At 73.0% G+C, this 22716-nt stretch carries 20 protein-coding genes and 1 pseudogene; 5 read left to right on the plus strand and 16 right to left on the minus strand.

What is annotated here, in order from left to right; all coding sequences use genetic code 11:
• Nucleotides 1-71: 71 nt before the first annotated feature.
• The 11 genes from ACWDVG_RS23905 to ACWDVG_RS23955 form a co-directional block, all read right to left on the minus strand.
• The gene (locus ACWDVG_RS23905; RefSeq protein WP_451701623.1) at nt 72-737 is read right to left on the minus strand and encodes an O-methyltransferase; all 666 of its coding nucleotides are present in this window, start codon (nt 735-737) and stop codon (nt 72-74) included.
• Between the two features lie 14 nt (nt 738-751).
• On the minus strand, nt 752-1558 hold the full coding sequence (locus ACWDVG_RS23910; protein ID WP_451701626.1) for an aspartyl/asparaginyl beta-hydroxylase domain-containing protein: 807 nt from the start codon (nt 1556-1558) through the stop codon (nt 752-754).
• A 75-nt stretch (nt 1559-1633) separates the two neighbouring features.
• Entirely contained in the window at nt 1634-2362 is a 729-nt protein-coding gene (locus ACWDVG_RS23915; RefSeq protein ID WP_451701629.1) for a 2OG-Fe(II) oxygenase, read from the minus strand.
• 91 nt (nt 2363-2453) lie between these two features.
• A complete protein-coding gene (locus ACWDVG_RS23920) occupies nt 2454-2771 on the minus strand; it encodes a phosphopantetheine-binding protein (protein ID WP_451701631.1) in 318 nt (105 codons plus the stop codon).
• Nucleotides 2768-4114, minus strand: coding sequence for an AMP-binding protein (locus ACWDVG_RS23925; protein ID WP_451701633.1), 1347 nt, complete (start codon nt 4112-4114; stop codon nt 2768-2770). The genes ACWDVG_RS23920 and ACWDVG_RS23925 overlap by 4 nt, the downstream gene beginning before the upstream one ends.
• Nucleotides 4107-5423 (minus strand): MFS transporter, encoded by a 1317-nt coding sequence (locus ACWDVG_RS23930; protein WP_451701635.1) that lies wholly within the window; start codon nt 5421-5423, stop codon nt 4107-4109. The genes ACWDVG_RS23925 and ACWDVG_RS23930 overlap by 8 nt, the downstream gene beginning before the upstream one ends.
• Entirely contained in the window at nt 5423-6424 is a 1002-nt protein-coding gene (locus ACWDVG_RS23935) for a biotin synthase BioB (RefSeq protein WP_451701637.1), read from the minus strand. Before ACWDVG_RS23935 ends, ACWDVG_RS23930 begins: the two co-directional genes overlap by 1 nt.
• Nucleotides 6418-7728, minus strand: coding sequence for a dienelactone hydrolase family protein (locus ACWDVG_RS23940; RefSeq protein WP_451701639.1), 1311 nt, complete (start codon nt 7726-7728; stop codon nt 6418-6420). The genes ACWDVG_RS23935 and ACWDVG_RS23940 overlap by 7 nt, the downstream gene beginning before the upstream one ends.
• Nucleotides 7725-8609 carry a hypothetical protein gene (locus ACWDVG_RS23945; RefSeq protein WP_451701641.1) on the minus strand — a complete coding sequence of 295 codons (885 nt, stop codon included), beginning with the start codon at nt 8607-8609 and terminating at the stop codon, nt 7725-7727. The genes ACWDVG_RS23940 and ACWDVG_RS23945 overlap by 4 nt, the downstream gene beginning before the upstream one ends.
• Nucleotides 8593-9978, minus strand: a complete 1386-nt coding sequence (locus ACWDVG_RS23950; protein WP_451701642.1) for a B12-binding domain-containing radical SAM protein — start codon at nt 9976-9978, stop codon at nt 8593-8595. Before ACWDVG_RS23950 ends, ACWDVG_RS23945 begins: the two co-directional genes overlap by 17 nt.
• 136 nt (nt 9979-10114) lie before the next feature.
• The gene (locus tag ACWDVG_RS23955) at nt 10115-10408 is read right to left on the minus strand and encodes a hypothetical protein (RefSeq protein WP_451701644.1); all 294 of its coding nucleotides are present in this window, start codon (nt 10406-10408) and stop codon (nt 10115-10117) included.
• A 306-nt stretch (nt 10409-10714) separates the two neighbouring features.
• Between ACWDVG_RS23955 and ACWDVG_RS23960 the strand changes: the two genes are divergently transcribed.
• Nucleotides 10715-11827, plus strand: a complete 1113-nt coding sequence (locus tag ACWDVG_RS23960) for a winged helix DNA-binding domain-containing protein (protein WP_451701646.1) — start codon at nt 10715-10717, stop codon at nt 11825-11827.
• A 60-nt stretch (nt 11828-11887) separates the two neighbouring features.
• Here ACWDVG_RS23960 and ACWDVG_RS23965 read toward each other — a convergent pair whose 3' ends face one another.
• Nucleotides 11888-12703, minus strand: coding sequence for a helix-turn-helix transcriptional regulator (locus ACWDVG_RS23965; RefSeq protein WP_451701648.1), 816 nt, complete (start codon nt 12701-12703; stop codon nt 11888-11890).
• A gap of 92 nt (nt 12704-12795) precedes the next feature.
• On the opposite strand from ACWDVG_RS23965, the gene ACWDVG_RS23970 reads away from it, so the two are divergent.
• Both ACWDVG_RS23970 and ACWDVG_RS23975 read left to right on the plus strand, forming a co-directional pair.
• Nucleotides 12796-14505 carry an AMP-binding protein gene (locus ACWDVG_RS23970; protein ID WP_451701651.1) on the plus strand — a complete coding sequence of 570 codons (1710 nt, stop codon included), beginning with the start codon at nt 12796-12798 and terminating at the stop codon, nt 14503-14505.
• Nucleotides 14502-16100 carry an AMP-binding protein gene (locus ACWDVG_RS23975; protein ID WP_451701654.1) on the plus strand — a complete coding sequence of 533 codons (1599 nt, stop codon included), beginning with the start codon at nt 14502-14504 and terminating at the stop codon, nt 16098-16100. The genes ACWDVG_RS23970 and ACWDVG_RS23975 overlap by 4 nt, the downstream gene beginning before the upstream one ends.
• Here ACWDVG_RS23975 and ACWDVG_RS23980 read toward each other — a convergent pair.
• The 3 genes and pseudogenes from ACWDVG_RS23980 to ACWDVG_RS23990 all read right to left on the minus strand — a co-directional run.
• Nucleotides 16042-16626 carry a GNAT family N-acetyltransferase gene (locus ACWDVG_RS23980; RefSeq protein ID WP_451701657.1) on the minus strand — a complete coding sequence of 195 codons (585 nt, stop codon included), beginning with the start codon at nt 16624-16626 and terminating at the stop codon, nt 16042-16044. The genes ACWDVG_RS23975 and ACWDVG_RS23980 overlap by 59 nt on opposite strands.
• Nucleotides 16627-16645: 19 nt before the next feature.
• Nucleotides 16646-17452, minus strand: coding sequence for a TIGR04222 domain-containing membrane protein (locus tag ACWDVG_RS23985; RefSeq protein WP_451701659.1), 807 nt, complete (start codon nt 17450-17452; stop codon nt 16646-16648).
• A 113-nt stretch (nt 17453-17565) separates the two neighbouring features.
• Nucleotides 17566-18033: pseudogene (locus ACWDVG_RS23990) on the minus strand (hypothetical protein); the annotation flags it as partial.
• 923 nt (nt 18034-18956) lie between these two features.
• On the opposite strand from ACWDVG_RS23990, the gene gcl reads away from it, so the two are divergent.
• Nucleotides 18957-20744: a glyoxylate carboligase gene (gene gcl / locus ACWDVG_RS23995; protein ID WP_451701661.1), complete on the plus strand. Its 1788-nt coding sequence runs from the start codon at nt 18957-18959 to the stop codon at nt 20742-20744.
• Between the two features lie 109 nt (nt 20745-20853).
• Here the strand turns inward: gcl and ACWDVG_RS24000 are convergent, their stop codons facing one another.
• Entirely contained in the window at nt 20854-21828 is a 975-nt protein-coding gene (locus tag ACWDVG_RS24000) for an ArsR family transcriptional regulator (protein ID WP_451701663.1), read from the minus strand.
• A gap of 58 nt (nt 21829-21886) precedes the next feature.
• Here ACWDVG_RS24000 and ACWDVG_RS24005 point away from each other — a divergent pair.
• Nucleotides 21887-22716: MFS transporter (locus tag ACWDVG_RS24005; protein ID WP_451701665.1), on the plus strand; the 830-nt coding region annotated here is incomplete at its 3' end.

Consider the following 22716-nt stretch of genomic DNA (forward strand, 5'->3'; position numbering starts at 1 on the left):
CGGGCCCACGGGGCGCCTCCCGGCGGACAGGCCGGGAGACACCCGGAGGGCCCGTGCGCGGCGCGGACAGGTCAGTTCATCCGGATGACGAGCATGCCGTCGTGCCCCCGGTGGCCCACCGTCTGGAAGACCACGCCGTCGACCCGGTCGGAGCCGCCGACCAGCTCCAGCACCCGCTGGGTGGCGCGGACGGCGCCGTTCGCCGTCTCCGGGTTCCGGACCTCGCCGGACCGCACGACGTTGTCGAAGACGATGACGCTGCCGGAGCGCCCCAGCCGCAGACAGCTCTCGAAATAGGTGACGTTGTTGTGCTGGTCGGCGTCGACGAAGAAGAAGTCGAAGGGCTCGGCCTTCTCCTCCGCGAGCCGCGCCAGCTGCTCGGCCGCGTTGCCCACGCGGACCTCGACGCGGTCGTCGAGCCCCGCCGCCCTGAGGTTCTCCGCGGCGACCATCGCGTGCACCGGATTGTTCTCGATGGTCACCATGCGGCCGCCCGGCGGCAGCGCCTTGGCCAGCCACAGGGCGCTGTAGCCGCCGAGGCTGCCCACCTCCAGGATCCGCCGGGCCCCGGTCATCCGAGCCAGCAGGCTGAGCTGCTTGCCCTGGAGGGCGGACACGTTGATGACGGGCAGGTCGGCCTGCTCGCTGACGTCCAGCGCGCGGGCCAGGTCGGGGTCGGGCGCGCACAGCACGCCGCTGAGAAAGGCTTCGGTCTCGGACCAGGTGTCGACAGTCATGACGGACGGTGCTCCTAAGCGGCGAGGGACGTCGGGCCGGGGGACGAGGCGTCCATCTGGTGGGCCCAGAAGTGCCGTGAGTACATGCGCCGCCAGACGCCCATCATGTGGGTGAGGGCCTCGATCTCCGGCGCGGTGAGGTCCGGGTGCCAGAAGTCGAAGAGCAGCACCGTGCGGCGCTCCCCGCCCTCGTTCCACACCTCGTGGTCGTAGGAGTCGTCGAAGACGAACGCCTTGCCCTCCTGCCAGGCGCGCGTCTCCGAGGCGACCCGGATGCGGGAACCCTCGGTCGCCACCAGGGAGAGGTGGCAGCGCAGGTGGGCGTTGCTGAAGCCGGAGTGCGGGCGGATGTGCGTACCGCCCATGATGGTGGAGAAGTACGTCATGCCGCTGTCGGTGGCGCCGTGGATGGCGGAGAGCGTCTTCAGCGTGCGGGGGAACGCGGAGACGTTCTTGGCGTACGGCCGGCCGATGCACGACAGGTACAGCGCGCGCCACTTGCCGTCCTCGGCGAGACCCGTCGGATGCGACACGGCGCTGTCGAGGTTGACGCCCAAAGCCTGGAGCTCTTCGAGGATCGCGGGGGCGGCGGCCTCCAGCTCGTCGAGCCAGGGGAAGTCGTCGCGGCTCCACCACGGCCGGGCGGTGAGACCGGGGAAGTAGATCTCCGGCGTCTGGAGGCCGCCCACCTCGGCGATCCGCCCCTCGGCGGTGATCTCCAGTCCCTCCCGGATGCGCTCGACCCGGGCCGGGTCGACCTTCCCCTGGGCGAGCCACCGGTCGAACTCCCGGGGGCCTTCGGTGATCCACAGTTCTTCCATGTTCCTCATTCCAATCCGGTCGACATGCCCGTCGACATGTCGGTCGAAGGCGGTCGTTGCGTGCGCGGAAGGGGGCTATGCGGTGCCGAGCAGGGACGTCAGCCGGTCCAGGGGCCGCCGCGCGGGCTCGGGAGCGGCGCCGGCGACGAAGCCGGTCATCGTCTGCCGCAGGGTCGTTCCCGCCGTCGGGTCCACCCGGTTGATGCAGTGGATGGTGCCCTCCTGGACGAGGACCAGTCGGTTCGGCTTCGGCACGATGGCCGTCAGGGCGTGCGGGGCCAGGCTCGCCTTCGCCTCGACGGCCTCCGTCGCGGACATGCCGGTCGTGTCGACGTCGATGGAGGCGGGGTCGGCGTCCAGGACGACCAGTTCGCCGGCCCAGGACGCCTTCCACTCCTCGTGGAGGAAGAAGACGAACTCGCCGAGCCGGCCGGAGGCGACGTCGTTGTGCCAGCCCAGCCGGCTGCCCGCGGGGTACTGCCAGAAGCTGAAGCCGACCGCGGACCAGTCCTGCCCGGGGACGCCGAACATGTCCTGGTGCGCGCCCAGTTCTCCGAGGATCGTGGCGAAGGCGGCGGGCTGCGCCGCGTCCTGCTCCCGCGAGTCGGCGGTCGGCGTCCCGGTGTCCTGCCGGAGCACGGCTCCCCGGGAGCGGAAGGCGTGCCCGTCCGTCTCCGGGTGGATGACGCTGGGGACCTCCTCGAACCGTCGGCGCCCCATCAGCGAGCGGATCTCCGCGAGCTGGTCCGGCGGCAGGAAGTCGTCGATGACCCGGTAGCGTGTGCCACTGGCGACGATGTTCATGAATGCGCAACCTTTCTCTGTGTGCGACGTGAGCGACGTCTGCGACGTGTGCGACGTACGAGTCGCGTGCGACGTGTGTGACGCGCGGGGCTCAGCGCTCTGCGCGCCGGCAGTCCGCGAGCGCCCGGGCCAGCCCGAGGACCGTGCGCGACGCGGGGGTCACGGCCACCGCGTCGGGGAGGAGGACGTCGAAGCGCTCTTCGAGCACCGTGAGCACCTCCAGCCAGGTCAGCGAGTCGAGACCGAGCTCCGCAGGCGACTTCAGGAGCGCGTCCGGGCCCGCCGTGCGCAGGCTCCGCAGCCGGTCCCGTACGACGTCGTCGACTCCGGCGTTCCCGGCGGCGGCGACGATCGCGTCGATCACCGCGTCCACCCCGTCCCGGGAGTCCGTCAGCGGGTGTGCGGTCATGTCGTCCTGATCCATTCCTTGAGAGCGGTACGGTCCAGCTTTCCGACGGCGGTACGCGGGAAGGCGTCGACGATCCTCAGCCGGGGCGCGACACCGGACGGGACGCTCGCGGACAGCGCGTCCTCCACGGCCTCGCGCGACGCCGGGCGCCCGGACACCACCGCGTACAGGTCCTCGAACTCCGCGTCGCCGGCCCGGGGGAGGACCACGAACTCGACCTCCTCCACGCCGTCCACCCCGCCGAGGGCGGCCCTGGCCGGCGAGACGTCCAGGAACTTCCCGTTGGCGCGTACGGCTCCGTGCCCGCGCCGCTCCACGAACCACACCTGGCCCGAGGGGTCCCGCTCGACCACGTCCCCGGTCCGCCACAGCAGCGCGTCGCGCACCGGCTCGTGTGCGTAACCCCAGACGGGAGTCGCCGTGCGCACGACCAGTTCGCCGCGGGAGCCCGGCTCGGGGCCGGCGATCGCGACGGAGGGGATCGGCTGTCCGAGCCCGCGGGACCCGAGGAGGATCCCCCCGGTCTCGCTCGACCCGTACCCGCGGGTGACCGGGACGCCGAAGCGGGTCGCGCAGGCGGCGTCCAGCTCGTCCGAGACGGAGCCGGCGCCGACGAGGACCGCCCGCGGCCGGGCGTCACCCGAGCGCCGGGTCTTCGTCAGCAGCCGCAGCAGGGCCGGGGTGACGGCCAGCGTCGTACTCCCGCCCCGGTCCCCGATCGCGGTCAGGTCCAGGTCGCGGGCCACCGCCGAGGCCGTCGTGAACGGACGGGCGTCGACCCGGCACCCGGACAGGAGCGCGGCCAGCGCCACCCCCGAACCGAAGGAGTGCGCCACCGGTACGGGGATCCGCACCGTGTCCGCGACGCCCAGCCCCAGCCCGTCGCGGTAGCCGACGTGCTCCGCGCGCAGGCTCTCGACACTGCGCCTCGCGAGCTTGGGCTCGCCCGTGGACCCGGACGTCTCGTGCAGCAGCCCGAGCCCGGCGGGGACGGGTACGGTCGCGGTGGCACGGCGCGCCACCGCGATCTCCCCGGTCCCCGTCGTCTCCCCGGCGGTTCCGGGAGTGACGGTGAAGGACGCGCCGTGCGCGGTGAACGTCCCCGGCTCGCGGGGCGTCACCCAGGCGGCGGCGCCGGTGTGCCAGCACGCGACCACGGCCGCCAGGAGCGTCTCCGGCGCGAGGCCGGAGAACACGAGCAGGTCGCCGTCCGTGACGCCAGCCTCGCCGAGCTGCTCGGCGTACCGCGTGATGCGGCGCGCGGTGGCCTCCGGGAGCGCCTCGCCGATCCGTCCTCCGGACGAGAGGACGGCTTCGGCCAGTGCGCGCCGGGCCTCAGACACCGGACCCGCCCGGCGTCGAGGCACGGATCAGCCGGTCCATGCCGATGATCGGAAGGGTCGTCAGGACGCCGCCCACCACACCGATCCACAGGCAGGGCACGATGCCGATCTGCGAGCCGAGCCAGCCGGCCAGGATCGCCGCCACGGGCATGCTTCCCCACACCACGAAGCGGATCGAAGCGGTCATCCGGGCCAGCATGTTCTTGGGACAGACCCGCTGCCGCACGCTCACCTGCGCGATGTTGAAGGTCACCGCGCCCCAGGTCATGCCGAACTGGCCGAGGACGAGCAGGGCGACCGGCAGCGCGAAGGCGGACCCGCCCAGGGACCCGGCCACGGGGAAGGCCACCATGGAGACGCCCGCGAGGACGAGCCCGACCGCCATGACCCTGCCCGCCTCGAAGCGGGCACGGACCTTCGGCAGCGTGAACGAGGCCACCAGGCCGCCGAGCGTGCCCACGCCCAGGACGACCCCCATGACCGTCGAACCGAGCCCCAGCGTCCGCAGGACGAGCAGCGGCGTCAGCGTCATGGTGAGGGTGGCGAAGAAGTTCGAGACGCCCACCGTGACGCACAGCCGCCGCAGCACCGGGGTGCCCACGACGAACCGGACACCGTCCAGGATGTCCCGCGCCAGCCGGGAGTCCCCGCCCGCCTTCGCGCGGCGGGACGGCTCGGAGTCCCGGACCGTCGCCAGGAGGCCGGCGCACACCACGTACGCCACCGCGTCGACGGCGATCACCACCGGCGCGCTCACCGCCTTGAGGAGGAACCCCGCGGCGGCCGGCCCGCCGGCCGCGGAGATCTGGGCCGACGACTCCAGCCGCGCGTTGGCCCGTTCGATGTCCCTGTCGGGGACGATGAACGGCACGTACGACTGGTACGCGACGTCGAAGAAGACCGAGGCGACGCCGACGACCACCGCGACCGCGTACAGCCACCCCAGCGACAACTGGTCGAAGATCCACAGCAGGGGGATGCCGGCGAGCACGACGGCCCGCACGACGGCCGCACCGATCATGGTGGTCCGCTTGGACCAGCGGTCCACCCACGCACCGGCCGGGAGGCCGATCAGCAGGTAGCACACGGTAAGGGCGGCGGTCAGGTACCCGACCTCCGTCGCTCCGGCGTGCAGCGTCTCGATCGCGACGACGGGCAGGGCCACCATTCCGAAGCGCTGGCCCGCCTGCGACACGGTCTGCGCGGTCCAGAACCGCAGGAACCGGCCGCCGCTCACGCCCGACGCGGTGGACTCGGACTCGGACTCGGACTCGGGGTCGGAAACGGATTCGGAGACGGAGACGCTCATCAGGCCGCCACCCCGCTCGTGACGGGCTGCTCGATGAACCGCGAGCCGCTCAGTTCGAGTCCGGAGGACCGGACGAGCCCCCGCACGTGGTCGAGGGTGACGACGAAACGGTCCTTCCCGTAGATCAGATAGCGCTTCTGGTCCGCGGCGCTGGAGAAGTTGACGGTCATCACGTTGGCACCGGCGTCCAGGCCGCGCGACTGACCGCCGCTGCCCACCCGCTCCAGAGCGCTGACCGACGGGATCAGCAACTGCGGGTAGCGCAGCCGGAGCAGGGCGATGACGTTGAGCGCCAGCTCGTTGTCCCCGATCGGCGCGATGCTCATCGGCGTGTTCGGCGCCGGGATGAAGGGACTCACGCTGCACATGTCCACACCGAGCTCACCCGCGAGCTCGATGTCGTCGACGATGCTGTCCAGCGACTGCCCCGGCAGGCTGGAGATCAGCCCCGTGCCGACCTTGAAGCCGACCTCCTGGAGGTCCCGCATGCACCGCAGCCGCGATGCGAGGGTCTCGTGCCGCAGGCTGAGGTGGAGGTCGGGATCGCTCGTCTCGTGCTTGAGGATGTAGCTCGTCCCGCCCACCGCCCGCAGCCGCTCGTACTGGGCGCGCTTGAGGTTGCCGACGTTCAGCAGGATCTCGACCCGGTCGTCGTACAGCCGCCGGATCCGGGGGATCACCTCCTCCAGGAGCGGCATCAGCGCGGGGGTCTCGCCGCCCTGGAGCAGGATGACGTCGATCCCGTTGTCCCGGATCAGCCCGGCCAGTTCGACGATCTTGTCCGCGGCCAGGAAGTAGGTGTCGTTCTCGCGTACGTTGTCCCGGCGCATCGGGCAGTAGTCGCAGTTCACCCGGCAGACGTTGGTCAGCTCGATGACACCGCGCAGCACGACGGCCGCACCGAAGTGCTCGTCGCGCGCCCGACGGCTCTCCGCGAACAGCCGCTCCTGCTCGGGACCGCGTGCCAACAGCAGACGGCGCATTTCCTCACGGCTCAGCAAGACGTTCCTTCTTCCTCACGAATCTCGGACCCGCGCATCTCGGGCTCACGCATCTGGGGCTCACGCATCTCAAGCTCACGAATCTCGGGCTCACGCATCTCGGGCACTGCCATGTCGACGACCATCTGCGCCATGCGGCCGGGGTCGGCGTCCGCCGCCGCGTACGTGGCCGCCGCGTCGACCAGGGACGGACGGAAATCCACGGAGCGGGACGCGTCGTTGACCGTCACCCGCACCCGGCCGTGGTCCACCAGCCGGTCACTGAGGAAGAGGCGCAGCCGCGAGCAGCCGGACGCCCGCACGACCAGGTGCGTACGGTCCACCGCGCGGGCGTCCACGGTCGCCGTGCGCCCGGGGTGGAGGTCGTCCATCTCCACCCAGTGGGCCCGGGCGTGCGCCCGCTCGCGGGCACGGTGCCGGACCCGGCCGGGCCACGGCGTCCTCCTCGCGGCACCGAAGCACCGCACGATCTCGTCGAACTGCGGATTTCCCGGCTCGATGCCCATCGTGCTCAGCTTGTGCTCGCCGTCCGGCACTTCGACGAACGCGATGCCCCGATGACCCCGGCCCCTCAGCTGCGTCACCGCGTCACGGGCGAGGACGAGGGGGATCTGCCGGTCCCGGACCCCGTGCACCACCGCGAGCGGCACGCCCAGGGCGTTGGGCAGCAGCTCCCGCATCGTGGTGTCGGGGCCGAACATCTCCCAGATCGACGGCGCGCCGTTGACGGACGCCGCCATGGCGAGGCCGTCCCAGCGGCGCGACGCCATGCCCCACGTCGCGATGCCGCCCATCGATGCCCCCACCACGGCGCAGCGGTTCACGTCGACGGCCAGGTGTTCCCGGGCCCAGCGCAGGGCCCGCACCGGGAAGTCGCCCGGCTCCGTCGTCCACCGGGCCTCCTTGAACCGGCTGCCGAAGAGTCCGGCCACGTCGAAGTTGCTGCTCGTCCCGACGGGCCGCAGCGCGGTCGGGCACAGCAGGACCGCGCCGCAGGCGTCGGCGAGCGCCCGGAGCTGGTCCCGGAGCACCGCCCCGGAGCTCCCGACGCCGTGCAGGCCCACGATCAGGCCCGGGGGGCGCCCGTCGGGGCGCTCGGGTACGTACAGTTCGGCCTCGGTCGGCCGCCCCCAGCCGTCCACCAGCCGCACGGTCTCCGACCGGGCGGCCTCGGCCGCGTCGGCCGTCGAGAACAGCAGGCGTTCGAGCCGTCGGGCGTCGAGTCCGCGTCGTCGGAACAGCTCCGCCGCCGCCTCGGGACCCTCGTCCAGGCAGACGCGCCGCGCCGCGTGTGCTCCGATCACGGCGTCCTCCGCTCCGTCGCGGCCGGGTGGACCGGCACGGCCGCGGGTCCGGCGCCCGCGAAGGACACCGTGCCCAGGGTGACGGGGGTACGGCTCAGCCGCCGCGCCCCCAGGCCCGCCATGGCCAGGGCGGCCGGGATGTCCGCCGCCTCGACCAGCACCTCGACGGCGGTCGCGCCGGCCGACACCGCGGCCTCCCGGACGGCGGCCGGCAACGCGCCGAGGTCGGCCGTCGAACGGCACGGGTTGCCGCTCAGGACGAGCCGCGAGCGGTCGAGGACCCAGGCGATCCGGGTGCCGCCCGCGGGACCGCGCGGGACGCCGAGCAGTTCCCGGACCATGGGCGCCGCTCCGTCCGCGCCCGGGACGACGAGCGTGCCGGAGGTGCGCGGGGGCGTCCCCGGCGGGCGCTGGGCGTCGGAGCCGTACGGCAGCCGGACGAGGTAGCGGTGCAGGAGGGGGCCGCTGGGGCGCAGCCGCAGCCTGGTGGCCAGCCGAGCCTCGGGCTTGTTCGGCTCGACCCAGGCGGCGACGCCGTCGTACCCGGCCTCCCCGGCCCAGTCCCGGAGGGCGAACGCCACGCCGAGCGCGGCCCCCGACCCCCGGAACGCGTCGTCGACGAAGACGCCCTTGAGCAGCAGGTGCCGGTGCCACCGCATGGCGCGGTGCACCGCCGCCGCCGTCCCGTCCGGGGTGAACAGGCCCATCCAGCAGTAGTCCGCCTCGGCCGCCAGTTCCCGGCGGACGACGTCGGCGTCGACGTCCTCGAACGGGCAGAGCCGCAGAGCGGCCTCGATCTCTCCGGCACGGAGGCGGCGCGCCGTCAGCCCTGCCCAGGGCTGTGCCGTCCGTCCCGGCGCGACCTCAGTTCCCGCAGCCACGGTCACCGACTCCTCCCACCGAGGCCAGCGCCAGGTACGTGGTCCCCGGGGGCGCGACCGTGGGCATCGCCTCGGTCCTCGCCATCTTGCGCGCGGCGGCGCGGCCGGCCATCAGGTTCATCATGAGCTGGGGCGTGATGAACCGGGAATCCAGGTCCTGGACGATCCAGTTGAACACGTCGAGGTCGAAGGGGTAGAAGACGGGATACAGCAATTTCTCGTCCGTCGTGCCGAGTTGACGTGCGAGGGCCGTCTCGGGCAGCACCCGGTAGCCGACGTGCATCACGAGTTCGTCGTCGCGGAGGTTCTCGTTGATGAATCGGGCACTGTTCCGGACCGACTCCCTGTTCTCGCCGGGACCGCCGAACACGACGTTCACCTTCACCGGAAGGTCGTTCGCGCGGCTGCGTTCCAGGAAGCGGGCGACGTGCCGACGGGAGAAGGACTTTCCCAGATTGCGCATCATGGTGTCGTCGAGGCTGTCGGGCGACACCACGACGGCTTCCACTCCGCTGCCTCGCAGCAGGGCGCCGAATTCGTCGTCGAAGGGCTTCGGCGTGAAGTACGCCGACCAGGTCAGGCCGTCCAGGGACAGGTCCTTGACGAGCCGGACGACCTCTTTCGCGAACCGCAGTTCGCTGTTGAAGATGCCGTCCGTGAAGAAGATGCGCCGGAATCCCGCACGGTGAATGCCGCGGATCTCGTCCGCCAGGACGTCCAGCGGCTTGAGGTCTCCGGCGTTGTCCCCCTCGATGTACGCGTACGGGCAGTACCCGCAGGTCTGGTAACAGGTCTTCCGCCGGGTCTCCACGCCGATCATCGCCTGGTGCGCGTTCGTGTACGCGGCCATCAGCGAGGCCGGGTGGTGCAGGGTGTCGGTGAGGAAACCGCAGTGCCGCCTCCCCTGGAGGACGTCCCCTCTCCCCTTGAAGGACCGGGGGTCCGCCGCGACGTCCAGCATGACCTGCTCACCCGGGCCGACGACTCCGACGTCGAGCCCGAGCCTGCCGACGAGCGTCCCGCCGAACAGGCTGAATCCGGGCCCGCCGCCGACCAGCACCGGGTCGAGCCCCCGTCGGTCGAGGTCGGCCCGCACGCGCCGCGCGAAGGAGACGTACTCGTCGACATGAGTGCTGCAGGTGATGTCGATGGGGTCGATGTTCCGGATGGTGAACCCGATGACGTCCCAGTCGTGGCCGAGCCAGTCGAGGTCGGTGAGACCGGCCGGCTCGGCGACGAAATCCATGAGTCGCGTGACGTGGCCCGCGCGGTCCAGGGCGTCCTGGACGCACCGGACGCCGATGGGGAATATGGGTTGATTCCCGTCCATGGGAAGACTGGCCAGGTTGACCAGCAGCACGCGTGACATACAAAACCTCTTCACCCAGAGATCAAGACCGGGGGCGCAAGGAGCGACGAGGGCTCTTGCGCCCCGGCCACAGGGGCGAGCGGCGGCTCAGTTCTTACGGGGAATCACACAGCCGCGGCCCGCCGGGATTTCGGATTCAGCCACAGGACGGCGAGGACATCGTGATGAGGAAGTCCGAGTCGACCAGGTCGAAGAGGAGCTCGCAGGCACGGTCGAAACGCTCGGCGTCGACGAGCATGAGCGACTCCATGGACTCCTTCTCGATGACGATGCCGGCGTCGGCGAGCGTCTTGCGGGGCTTGTCCTTCAGGGCCGCGGCGAACGACTCGTCGGAACCGAGACGCGCCACGAGGGCCTCCAGGGTCTGCGCGGCCTTCTCGGCCTCGGCGACCTGCTGGGCGGTGAACGAGGTGACGGCGGTCTGCGACATTCCATTGCTCCTTATCGACATGCTTCAACAGCCGGATATCGGCCGGGTGCCCCCGCGTTGTTCGCACCGCGGGGCCGTCCCTTTCGATGCCTCGATCCTCGCTGACCGGGAAAGGCCGGACCAGAGAAACGGCGTGGCACATTCCGCCCCTGACCGGATCATGCCTCGGCCCGGAAACGGCTTCGTGCGCTGTGGTGGGGTTCCGGGGCGACGGCTCTCGGGGGGGCGTCCCCACCGCCCTGCCGCCGGACACCCGAGCGTCGTCGCGGACCACATCTGTCCGCATCGGCGCGTAGCGTCCCTTCCATGGCCTCCACCCAGAACCTCCCGGTCCTCGGTCCCCGCGCCCTCAACCGCGCCACGCTCGACCGGCAGCTGCTCCTGCGCCCCGCCGCCCTCACGGCCGAGGAGGCCGTCGCCCACCTCGTCGGCCTCCAGGCGCAGAACACCAAGCCCCCGTACTACTCCCTCGCCGCCCGCCTCGACGGGTTCCGGCCCGAGGAGCTGTCCGGGCTCATGGAGTCACGGCGGGTCGTGCGCCTCGTGTCGCTGCGGTCCACCGTGCACACCCACACCGCCCGCGACGCCGACGCCCTGCGCCGGCTCATCCAGGCCGGGGCCGTCGACCGGGAGCTGCGCATGTTCCGCAAGGGGCTCGACGGCGTCGACCTCGACCGGCTCGCCGACCTCGCGACCGCGTACGTCGAGGAGCGGCCCCGCACCCCCAAGGAGCTGCGCGAGCACCTGCTGCGCACGTGGCCGGACGCCGACCCGCAGGCGCTCACCGTCGCCGCCCGCTGCCTCCTGGTGCTCGTGCAGGTGACCCCGCGCGGCCTGTGGGGGCGCAGCGGGCAGGTCGCGCTCACCACGACGGGCGTCTGGCTGCCGGACGAGGCCCGGGAGGCCGTGGACCTCGACGAGACCGTGCTGCGGTACCTCCGCGCGTTCGGGCCCGCCTCCGTCAAGGACATGCAGACCTGGTGCGGCCTCACCCGCCTGCGCCCCGCGTTCGAGCGGCTGCGGCCCCGGCTCCTGGTCTTCCGGGACGCGTACGGCACCGAGCTCTACGACCTGCCGGACGCGCCCCGCCCCGACGAGGACACCCCGGCGCCGCCCCGGTTCCTGCCCGAGTTCGACAACCTGCTCCTCTCGCACGCCGACCGCACCCGCGTCGTCCCCGCCGAGCACCGGGGCCGCACCTGGACCGGCAACCAGGCGCACCGCACGTTCCTCCTCGACGGCTTCCTCGCCGGCGTCTGGCACCTCGACGAGGCGAAGGACCGCACGACGCTCACCGTCGCACCGTTCGCGCCCGTGACCCGGGCCCAGCGCGCCGCGCTCACCGCCGAGGCCGAGCGGACCCTGCGCCTGACGACGCCTCCCGGCACCCCTTACGACATCGTCCACGCGGAGGCGTGAACCGGCTGCCGAATCCCCCCGGCGGCCCGCCCCCCCCGCGACCCCCCGGCGGCCCGCCCGCTACGGCAGCGCCCCCGCCCGGCGGGCCGCCACCACCGCCTCCAGGCGGGTGTGGGCGCCCAGCTTCCGCATCGCCGAGCGCAGGTACCCCTTCACCGTCTCCGGCCGCAGCCCGAGCCGGCGCGCCGCCGCCGCGTTCGTCGCGCCCGACGCGACGGCCGCGAGGACGTCCCGCTCGCGCGGGGTCAGGGCGGGACCCGTCGCCACGGCGGTCGTGCCCGAGGCCGACTCCAGGCGCCCGCACACCGCGAGCAGCCGCTCCCGCAGCTCCGGGTCCCGCACCTGCGGGGCCAGGGCCCGCAGTTCGCCGTACGCCTCGCGCACCTCCTCCCAGGACGGCCCCGTGGGCGGCGGCGCGAGGAGCCGCCGCACCTCGTCCTGGACGGCCAGGGCCTGTTCGACGTCCCGCGCCGCCGCCACCGCCGCGTCGAGGACCCGCTCGCCGAGCGGCACGGCGTCGCGCAGGGCCCCGTACAGCACGCCCCGCACCGTGCGCCGGACGACCACGGGTACGGCGACCACCGAGCGCAGCCCCTCCGCGGAGACCGGGCCGTCGTACTCGTGCGTGATGTGCCGCGCCGACGGGTAGTCCGTCACCGCGCACGGCCGCGCCAGGGCCAGGCACTTCCCGCCGAGCCCGTACCCCGTCGACACGGTGAGGCCGTGCAGCGCGGGCGTCACCGCCCCGATCGGCTCGGCGATCCGCAGGCCGCCGCCCTCCTGGAGCAGCCCGCCGAAGACCACGGGCAGCCCGCTGCCGCGGCGCAGCCGCGACAGCGCCGCCCGCAGCTCGACCGTTTCCCTCTGCTCGGGCACGGGACCACCCCTTCACCCCCGAACGGGGGTAGTGAGACCTGGGTCACCGATTACACGATGTCCTGGCACGGTCCCGCAACGAGGAGGAGAGCATGACGGCAACGCGCGCGACGGACGCCACGGAGAGGTTCCGCACCGCCCGGGACTTCCTGCTCCTCCACCGCGAGGACTACGCGACGGCGTACGGGGGCTTCACCTGGCCCCGTCCCGAGCGGTTCAACTGGGCACTCGAATGGTTCGACGTCATCGCCGAGGGCAACGACCGGACCGCCCTCCACATCGTCGAGGAGGACGGCTCCGAGGCGAAGGTGACCTTCGCCGAGATGTCCGCCCGCTCCCACCGCGTCGCGAACTGGCTGCGCGCCCGGGGCGTCCGCGCCGGCGACCGGATCATCGTGATGCTCGGCAACCAGACCGAGCTGTGGGAGACGATGCTCGCCGCGATGAAGCTGCGAGCCGTCGTCATCCCCGCCACGCCCCTCCTCGGCCCGGCCGACCTGCGCGACCGCGTCGAGCGCGGCCGCGCCCGCCATGTGATCGCGCGCGCCGAGGACACCGCCAAGTTCGACGACGTCCCCGGCGACTACACGCGCATCGCCGTCGGCGGCGACGGGACGCCCCCCGTCGGCGGCGACGGGGTGCCCTGGCTGGCGTACGAGCACGCCGCCCGCGCGTCGGCGGAGTTCGAGCCCGACGGGCCCACCCTCGCCGACGACCCCCTGATGCTCTACTTCACCTCCGGCACCACCGCCCGCCCCAAGCTCGTCGAGCACACCCACACCTCCTACCCGGTGGGCCATCTCGCGACGATGTACTGGATCGGTCTCAAGCCCGGGGACGTGCACCTCAACATCTCCTCGCCGGGCTGGGCCAAGCACGCCTGGTCGAACCTCTTCGCCCCCTGGAACGCCGAGGCGACCGTCTTCATCCACAACTACACGCGCTTCGACGCGACCCGGCTGATGGACGAGATGGAGCGCCACGGCGTCACCAGCTTCTGCGCCCCGCCCACCGTCTGGCGGATGCTGATCCAGGCCGACCTGGGGCAGCTGAAGACCCCGCCGCGGGAGGTCGTGGCCGCGGGGGAGCCCCTCAACCCCGAGGTCATCGAGTCGGTGCGGCGCGCCTGGGGCGTCACGATCCGGGACGGCTTCGGGCAGACGGAGACCGCCGTCCAGGTCTCCAACAGCCCCGGCCAGCGGCTCAAGGAGGGCTCCATGGGCCGTCCGAGCCCCGGCTTCCGGGTGACGCTCGTGGACCCGGTGACCGGCCGGCCGGACGTCGACGAGGGCGAGATCTGCCTCGACCTCACCGCCCGTCCGGTGGGCCTGATGACCGGCTACCACGGTGACCCGGAGAAGACGGCGGAGGCGATGGCCGACGGTTACTACCGGACCGGCGACATCGGCTCCCGGGACGAACACGGATACATCACGTATATCGGACGGAGTGACGACGTTTTCAAGGCCTCCGACTACAAGATCAGCCCGTTCGAGCTGGAGAGCGCGCTCCTGGAGCACGAAGCCGTCGCCGAGGCGGCCGTCGTCCCCGCCCCCGACCCGGTGCGGCTCGCCGTCCCCAAGGCGTACGTCGTCCTCGCGGACGGCTGGGAGCCGGGCCCCGAAACCGCGAAGGCGCTCTTCGCCCACTCGCGCGCGGTCCTCGCCCCGTACAAGCGCGTCCGGCGCATCGAGTTCGCCGACCTGCCCAAGACCGTCTCCGGCAAGATCCGCCGCGTCGAGCTGCGCCGGCTGACCGCCGAGGGCACCGGCCACGAGTACGCCGAGGGGGACCTCGCGTGAACCTCTCCTACGACCACGGGGTCTCCGTCACCGCCCTCCTCGGCGACACCATCGGCGCCAACCTCGACCGGGCCGTCGCCGCCTGGCCCGACCGCGAGGCCCTCGTCGACGTGCCCACCGGCCGCCGCTGGACCTACGCCCGCTTCGGCGCCGACGTCGACCGGCTGGCCGGGGCCCTGCTGGGCAGCGGGGTGCGCAAGGGGGACCGGGTCGGCATCTGGGCCGTGAACTGCGCGGAATGGGTCCTCGTCCAGTACGCCACCGCCCGCATCGGCGCGATCATGGTCACCGTCAACCCGGCCTACCGCGCCCACGAGGTGGCGTACGTGCTCCAACAGGCCGGGATCTCGCTCCTGTTCGCCTCGCTCACCCACAGGACGAGCGACTACCGCGCCATGGTCGACGCCGTCCGCCCGGAGTGCCCGGCGCTGCGGGAGGCGGTGTACTTCGGCGACGCGACCTGGGAGGAGTTCCTCACCCGGACCGCCCCCGAAGGAGTGCGGCCGGAGCCGCTCTCCTGCGACGAGCCCGTCAACATCCAGTACACCTCGGGGACCACGGGCTTCCCCAAAGGCGCCACGCTCTCCCACCACAACATCCTCAACAACGGTTACTTCGTCGGCGAGATGATCGCGTACGACGAGCGGGACCGCATCTGTCTGCCCGTCCCCTTCTACCACTGCTTCGGCATGGTCATGGGCAACCTCGCGGCCACCTCGCACGGCGCCTGCGTGGTGATCCCGGCGCCCTCCTTCGACCCGGCGGCCACCCTCCGCGCGGTGGAGCAGGAGCGCTGCACCTCCCTCTACGGCGTACCGACCATGTTCATCGCGGAGTTGAACCTCCCCGACTTCGCCTCGTACGACCTCTCCACGCTGCGCACCGGGATCATGGCGGGCTCGCCGTGCCCCGTCGAGGTGATGAAGCGGGTCGTCGCCGAGATGAACATGGCGGAGGTGTCGATCTGTTACGGCATGACGGAGACCTCGCCCGTCTCCACCCAGACCCGCCGCGACGACGACCTGGAGCGGCGGACCGGCACCGTCGGCCGGGTCCTGCCGCACGTCGAGGTGAAGATCGTCGACCCGGTGACGGGCCTCACGGTGGAGCGCGGCACCGCGGGCGAACTCCGCACCCGCGGCTACGGCGTCATGCTCGGCTACTGGGACGAGCCGGCGAAGACCGCGGAGGCCGTTGACGCCGGACGCTGGATGCACACCGGCGACCTCGCCGTGATGCGGGAGGACGGCTACGTCCGGATCGTCGGCCGCATCAAGGACATGATCATCCGGGGCGGCGAGAACGTGTACCCGCGCGAGATCGAGGAGTTCCTGTACGGGCACGCCAAGATCGCCGACGTCCAGGTCGTCGGCGTGCCCGACGCGCGGTACGGCGAGGAGATCCTGGCCTGTGTGATCCCCCGCGACCCGGCCGACCCGCCGACCCTGGAGGAACTCACCGCCTTCTGCCGGGACCGCCTCGCCCACTACAAGATCCCGCGCCGGATCGAGGTCCTCGACGAGTTCCCGATGACCGTCAGCGGGAAGGTGCGGAAGGTGGAACTGCGGCAGCGGTACGCGGAGGAACCCCACTGAGCACGCCGGCCGGGCGCACCTCGCGGCGCATGCAGACCCGCGGCCAGAGGGCCAGTCCGTGGGCCGCCTCGGCTCGGCTGATCTCCCTGAGCCCCTCCGTCAGCGCCGGATCCCCCTCCGTCAGCGGGCGGAAGCCGAGCCGCGCGTAGTACGGGGCGTTCCACGGCACCTCGGTGAAGGTCGTCAGGGTCAGGGCCGCCAGGCCCTGCTCCCCGGCGGCCGCCGCCAGGTGCTCGATCAGCGCCCGGCCGATGCCCTGCCGGGCACAGCGGGGATGTACCGACACCTGCTCGATGTGGGCGGCGCCGTCGACCGTGTCGGCGAGGAGGTACGCGACGGGCCGGTCGGCCGCGTCTGCCGCCACCCACGCGCGGCCCGCGCGCCGGTAGCCTTCCAGTACGTCCAGGGGCAGGGGGTCGTCGTCGGCGATCGCCGCCATGCCGAGGGAACGGAACGGCTCGCCCGCCGCCCGTTCGATGTCCTGGAGCAGCGGTAGTTCGGCCGGAGCGGCCGCTCTGATGCGCATACGCCAGTATGGCGCGGCCTCAGCCTCCCGCGCCGCCCGCCGCCGGACCCCGCCGCGTGGACGGCCGGTTCGCGCCCGCCTCCCGGGGGCGGTCGAGCAGCCCGCCGTCGCGCGAGAAGCGGGGCAGGAACAGGGCCAGCGCCGGATCCCCGTACAGCGCGACGTACAACTGGACGAGCCGGCCGTCGGTCACCTCCCCGCGGTGCGCGGGGAGCGGGTGCCGCTCGCGCAGCGAGGCGAGCAGGCGCCGGGCCGTCCGCGTGGCGGGCGGTACCCGCAGCAGCGCGAGGGCGCCGACGGCGGGCGGGACGCCGACGGCGAGGGCGGCGGCGTCGGGGCCGTACGCCAGGAGCCCCGTGGCCACCGTGAGCGGGACGCAGCCGAGCAGGACGCGCGCGATCCGCCGCCGGCCGGGTGGCCGCAGGAGCCCGGCCCTGCCCAGTTCGTCGGCGAGCGCGTCGACCGCGCGCCGTGCCTCGGGGCGCTGCGCCAGCACCCCCAGGTCGAGGGCGCGGTGCAGGGCCCGGTGCACCCCGAGCTGGACGGGGTCGAGGATGCGGCCGGGCCCGCCATTGGCCCGAATCGTACGTTTGCGGCCCGCGGCGACCGCCCCGCGCTGGTGCAGTGCCACGAGCGCGACCGTGACGGCGGCCCTGCGGCCGCCGCGCAGCAGCGCGAGCGCCTGCGCGGACGGCACGGCGTCCGCGGGCCGCGGCCCCTCCTCCTCGCTGTGGCTTCGCCCGGCCCGCCGGACCCACAACAGCGCGGTGGCGAGCAGCAGTTCGCCACCGGCCACCCCCAAGCACCACCACGTCCCCGTCGGCATGACGCCCACCCCCGAGGTTGTTCTGCCCGGATGGACGTGATCGTCACGCGTGAATGGCCGGATCCGTTCCGTGGGTACGCCCCCGGCTCCGCCGGACGGGTCGCGGTACGGGGTCAGGCGCCGCCCGCCGCGAGCTCGTCGGCCGCGTGGTTGACCGGCTGCGGCGTGCCGGTCAGGTCCAGGACGAAGAGCGGGAGCCCTATCTCGACGGCCCGCGCGCGGGCCTCCGGGGTGTAGCCGGCGAGGGAGAAGTACACGCTCACGGCCGAGGTGCTCAGCCCGTTGAGCCAGAGGCACTCGACGGCCCGCAGCCCGGTCGGACGGGTGCTCGGGTCGACCTGGGCGACGAGCCCGGGTGCCCGGAGGTCCACCCCGGAGGCGGGCCGCTCCTCCGGCTGGACGATGTCCCGGAAGCCGAGCCACCGGAGGTAGCCCGCGGCGGCGGCGGCCGCGTCCCGCGCGGTCCTGATCGTCACGGGCCGGAACGCACCGCGCAGGGGGGCCGGGCGGGGCGCCGTGGGCGGAAACGGAATGTGGGCCGGGTAGCGCTCGGCGAAGGCCCGGGGGGCGGGCGGGCCGGGCCGGTCCTTGCCGGAGCCGGGCCTCTCCTTCCCCGGGCCGGGCCCGAACCAGTCCGAACCGGAACCGCGCGGGGGCCGTGTGGGCGGCCGCCCGTCCCCGGGGTGCGGGGCGGTCGCGCGGGGCGCGGAGCCCGTACCGGTCTCGTCGCTCCCCGGGCTGCCGGGGAGGCGCGGCCCGGGAGCGGCTTCGGCGGCCGGGCCGTCGGTGCGGACGCCGTCGCCGGACGCGGACCCGCTCGTACCGGCCGGGGGAGCGGCCGGGGGAGCGGCGGGGTCGGGGGCGACGGCGCCGGGACGGCCCGCACCGCCCTCCCCGCGTCCGTCGCGCCCGGCCGCCGGAGTCTCGGCCACCCGGTCCGGAAGGCCGCCGACGGGGAACCCGTCGTCGGGGAGCCCGCCCTGCCGGAGGCCGCCGCCCGGCACCGCGGCCTCGGGCGGGCGCACCGGGAGGCGCAGGACCGTGCCGCACGGGCAGCCGAGCTCCGGGTGGGGCCAGTCGTCCTCGCGGCCGCAGGCGCCGCAGCGGACCGTGACCCACTCGTCGGTCCAGTTCCGGTGGGTGATCGGCTCCGCCGTCGCGCCCGCGACCACCGGTGGTCTCACCGGGCTTCCGCACGCGCAGGGAAAGGCGGGCGCCGCGTAACCCTGCGTCCGCTGGCATTCCGGGCAGCGCACCGGTACCGACTCAGCCACACCAACCCCCTCGCGTTCCGCTCCATCGTCCACCCATCGCGCGCCCAGGGGAGGGTGTTCGGCCACTTCCGCGATTCCGGGGGGCGGACGTCCCTTGACGCTTCTCCGCCGACCGACCTACATTGCTTCCGTATAGCAGAACAGTACTTCCGCATTACGGAAACAAGCGGTCGAGACTCCCGGACGGGGGAGCCCGCTTGGATCCGCCCGGCCGAAGCAGGAGCACTCCCATGCCTCGTATGACCGCCGCCGCAGCGGCCGTTGAGATCCTCAAGCGCGAAGGCGTCACCAACGCGTTCGGCGTGCCCGGCGCGGCGATCAACCCCTTCTACCGCGAGCTCAAGAACGTCGGCGGCATCAGCCACACGCTGGCCCGCCACGTCGAGGGCGCGTCCCACATGGCCGAGGGCTACACCCGCGCCAAGGCCGGCAACATCGGTGTCTGCATCGGTACCTCCGGCCCCGCCGGCACCGACATGATCACCGGCCTGTACTCGGCGATCGCCGACTCGATCCCGATCCTCTGCATCACCGGCCAGGCGCCGACCTCGAAGCTCCACAAGGAGGACTTCCAGGCCGTCGACATCGCCAGCATCGCCAAGCCGGTCACCAAGGCCGCGACGACCGTCCTGGAGCCGGCGCAGGTCCCCGGCGTCTTCCAGCAGGCCTTCCACCTGATGCGCTCCGGCCGTCCCGGCCCGGTCCTCATCGACCTGCCGCTCGACGTCCAGCTGGCCGAGATCGACTTCGACCCGGAGACGTACGAGCCGCTCCCGGTCTACAAGCCGGCCGCGACCCGCGCCCAGGCCGAGAAGGCGCTGAGCTTCCTCCTGGAGTCCCAGCGCCCGCTGATCGTCGCCGGCGGCGGCATCATCAACGCCGACGCCTCCGACCTGCTCGTCGAGTTCGCCGAGCTCACCGGCGTCCCGGTCATCTCCACCCTGATGGGCTGGGGCACCATCCCGGACGACCACGAGCTGGCCGCCGGCATGGTCGGCGTCCAGACCGCGCACCGCTACGGCAACGCGACCTTCCTGGAGTCGGACTTCGTCCTCGGCATCGGCAACCGCTGGGCCAACCGCCACACCGGCTACAACATGGACGCCTACACCAAGGGCCGCAAGTTCGTCCACGTCGACGTCGAGCCCACCCAGATCGGCAAGATCTTCGCGCCGGACTACGGCATCGCCTCCGACGCCAAGGCCGCCCTGGAACTCTTCGTCGAGATCGCGAAGGAGTGGAAGGCCGCGGGCACGCTGCCGGACTTCTCCGCCTGGGCCGCCTCCGCGCAGGAGCGCAAGGCCACCCTCCAGCGCCGCACGCACTTCGACGCCATCCCGATGAAGCCGCAGCGCGTCTACGAGGAGATGAACAAGGCCTTCGGCCCGGAGACCCGGTACGTCACCACCATCGGCCTCTCCCAGATCGCGGCCGCGCAGTTCCTGCACGTCTACAAGCCGCGCCACTGGATCAACTGCGGCCAGGCGGGCCCGCTCGGCTGGACGATCCCGGCCGCGATCGGCGTCGCCACCGCCGACCCGGAGACCCCGGTCGTCGCGCTCTCCGGCGACTACGACTTCCAGTTCATGATCGAGGAGCTGGCGGTCGCCGCCCAGCACAAGGTCCCCTACGTCCACGTCCTCGTGAACAACGCCTACCTGGGCCTCATCCGGCAGGCGCAGGGCGGCCTCGGCATCAACTTCGAGGTCAACCTCGAGTTCGAGAACATCAACACCCCGGAGATCGGCGTCTACGGCGTCGACCATGTCAAGGTCGCCGAGGGCCTCGGCGTCAAGGCGATCCGCGTCGAGGACCCGGCCAAGCTGGGCGAGGCCCTGGAGCAGGCCAAGAAGATGGCCGTCGAGTTCCAGGTGCCCGTCGTCGTCGAGGCTATCCTGGAGCGCATCACCAACATCGCGATGAGCAAGACGGTCGACATGAGCGACGTCACCGAGTTCGAGGAGCTCGCGACCGAGCCCGGCCACGCGCCGACCGCGATCAAGGCCCTCCAGGTCTGACCGACCCCGTCACCGGGGGAGAAGGCCCCCGCCCCGAGGAGCACCGGGGCGGGGGCCGCCCCCTTTTCCGCGGGACCGCCCCCGCTCCCGCCGGGCCGCCGCGCCGGTCTCACCCGCCCGGCGCCCGCACCAGGACGGAGCCCGCCTCCGTACGGTCGTACAGCACCGACCGCCCCGCCCGCCTCCGCCGTACGAGCCCGGCGTCGAGCAGCACCTTCAGGTGCCGCCCCACCGAGCCCAGCCCCTGCCCCGTCAGCGCCACCAACTGGCTGGTCGACAGCGGCGTTTCCAGCCGTACGAGCACACCGGCCCGCGCCGGTCCGAGCAGCGCCCCGAGCGCCTCGGGCACGACGGGCCCCGCGGTGTCGGCCAGGACTCCCGCGCAGGGGTAGACGACCGCGTACCGCTCCGTCCCCTCCCAGGACACCCAGCCCGTCGCCGGCGTCACCGGCACGAACAGCAGCCGTCCCCGCTCCACCGAACGCGGTGGATAGTCACGGGTGTTGACCTGGAGCCGGCCGTCCCCCAGCCACCGCGTCCTCCCCGGACACAACTCGTCCAGCGCCGCCGCCCAGCCGCCCCGGCTCAGCAGCGCCGTCCGCGCCACCACGTCCGCCTCCAGGGCCCGGCGCCGCCGCGGCCACTCCGGCAGCACCGCCTCCCGCCACACCCGGCTGAGCACGCCCGCCAGCCGCTCCGGCAGATCGCGCGCCGAGCGCAGCGGCTCCGGCACCGGACCGCCGACCGCCACCGCCAACTGGTCGACGGCGGCGGCTGGTTCGGTCGCCCGGACCGCCTCGACCTCCTCCTCGAAGCTCCGCTCGCGGTCGCCCAGCGGCGTCGGGGTGAGGAAGTCCGCGTTCCAGGTGGGACCGATCGCCGCCCGCACGAGCAGCGCGTCCAGCGGCTCGGCGGCCAGCCGCTCCCGGTACGCGGGCAGGTGCCGGCGGAGCCAGGCCCGCTCACCCGGGTGCGTCGCGGCCCCCGCGTGCAGCGTCTTGAGCGCCGCCACGGTCTCCGCGAGCGGCGAGACGACGAAGCCGCTCCCCGCCAGGGTGTCCGTGCCGATCCGCCACCACCCCATGTTTCGCCTCCCCGCGAAACGATACCGGGGACGTTGCGGGCCCCGGAGACTCCGCCCCATGCCCCGCTACCGCGACCTCTTCCGCACGCCCGAGTTCACCCCGCTCTTCCTCAGCGGCGCCGCCCAGACCGCCGCCCAGACCGTCACCGGCCTCGGCCTCGCCACCCTCGTCCACCGGGCGACCGGCTCCCCGCTGCTCTCCGCCCTCGCCCTGTTCGGCCCGTCGCTCGCCCAACTCCTCGGTGCCACCACCCTGCTCTCGGCCGCCGACCGGCTGCCGCCGCGCACCGCGCTCGGCGCCATCGCCCTCGTCTTCGCCGCGGGCACCGCGCTCCAGGCGCTCCCCGGCCTGCCCGTGGGTGCCGTCTTCGCCACTCTGTTCGTCCTCGGCGTGGTCGCCTCGCTCGGCGGCGGCGTCCGCTACGGCCTCCTCAACGAGATCCTGCCGCGCGGGAGTTACCTCCTCGGCCGCTCGGTGCTCAACATGGCCGTCGGCCTCTGCCAGATCGCCGGCTTCGCGACCGGCGGCGTCCTGGTCGCCACGCTCTCCCCGCGCGGTACCGTCCTCGTCGGCGCGGCCCTGTACCTGCTCACCGCGGTCCTCGTCCGCTTCGGCCTCGGCGCCCGGCCGCCGCGCGCCACCGGCCGCGCCTCGGCCGCCGAGACCCGCCGGACCAACGCCCTGCTCTGGTCCTCGCGCCCGCGGCGGCGGCTCTACCTCGCCCTGTGGGTGCCGAACGGGCTGGTCGTCGGCTGCGAGTCGCTCTTCGTCCCGTACGCCCCCGAGCGCGCCGGGCTCCCCGAACACTCCATTTTGCTAGACGATACGGTTCGTCTCGTCTACTGTGGGGCGCATGATCACCGCACCGCGCGCCCACATCGCCATGT

This window comes from Streptomyces sp. NPDC003327, assembly GCF_053589515.1.

Excerpts from the sequence above, each read along its gene's own strand:
- ACWDVG_RS23915 (WP_451701629.1), bottom strand. The coding sequence starts at position 2,362 with ATGAACATCGTCGCCAGTGGCACACGCTACCGGGTCATCGACGACTTC.
- ACWDVG_RS23955 (WP_451701644.1), bottom strand. The coding sequence starts at position 10,408 with ATGTCGCAGACCGCCGTCACCTCGTTCACCGCCCAGCAGGTCGCCGAG.
- ACWDVG_RS23985 (WP_451701659.1), bottom strand. The coding sequence starts at position 17,452 with ATGCCGACGGGGACGTGGTGGTGCTTGGGGGTGGCCGGTGGCGAACTG.
- ACWDVG_RS23950 (WP_451701642.1), bottom strand. The coding sequence starts at position 9,978 with ATGTCACGCGTGCTGCTGGTCAACCTGGCCAGTCTTCCCATGGACGGG.
- gcl (WP_451701661.1), top strand. The coding sequence starts at position 18,957 with ATGCCTCGTATGACCGCCGCCGCAGCGGCCGTTGAGATCCTCAAGCGC.
- ACWDVG_RS24000 (WP_451701663.1), bottom strand. The coding sequence starts at position 21,828 with ATGGGGTGGTGGCGGATCGGCACGGACACCCTGGCGGGGAGCGGCTTC.
- ACWDVG_RS23910 (WP_451701626.1), bottom strand. The coding sequence starts at position 1,558 with ATGGAAGAACTGTGGATCACCGAAGGCCCCCGGGAGTTCGACCGGTGG.
- ACWDVG_RS23930 (WP_451701635.1), bottom strand. The coding sequence starts at position 5,423 with ATGAGCGTCTCCGTCTCCGAATCCGTTTCCGACCCCGAGTCCGAGTCC.
- ACWDVG_RS23980 (WP_451701657.1), bottom strand. The coding sequence starts at position 16,626 with ATGCGCATCAGAGCGGCCGCTCCGGCCGAACTACCGCTGCTCCAGGAC.
- ACWDVG_RS23920 (WP_451701631.1), bottom strand. The coding sequence starts at position 2,771 with ATGACCGCACACCCGCTGACGGACTCCCGGGACGGGGTGGACGCGGTG.
- ACWDVG_RS23970 (WP_451701651.1), top strand. The coding sequence starts at position 12,796 with ATGACGGCAACGCGCGCGACGGACGCCACGGAGAGGTTCCGCACCGCC.
- ACWDVG_RS23960 (WP_451701646.1), top strand. The coding sequence starts at position 10,715 with ATGGCCTCCACCCAGAACCTCCCGGTCCTCGGTCCCCGCGCCCTCAAC.
- ACWDVG_RS23905 (WP_451701623.1), bottom strand. The coding sequence starts at position 737 with ATGACTGTCGACACCTGGTCCGAGACCGAAGCCTTTCTCAGCGGCGTG.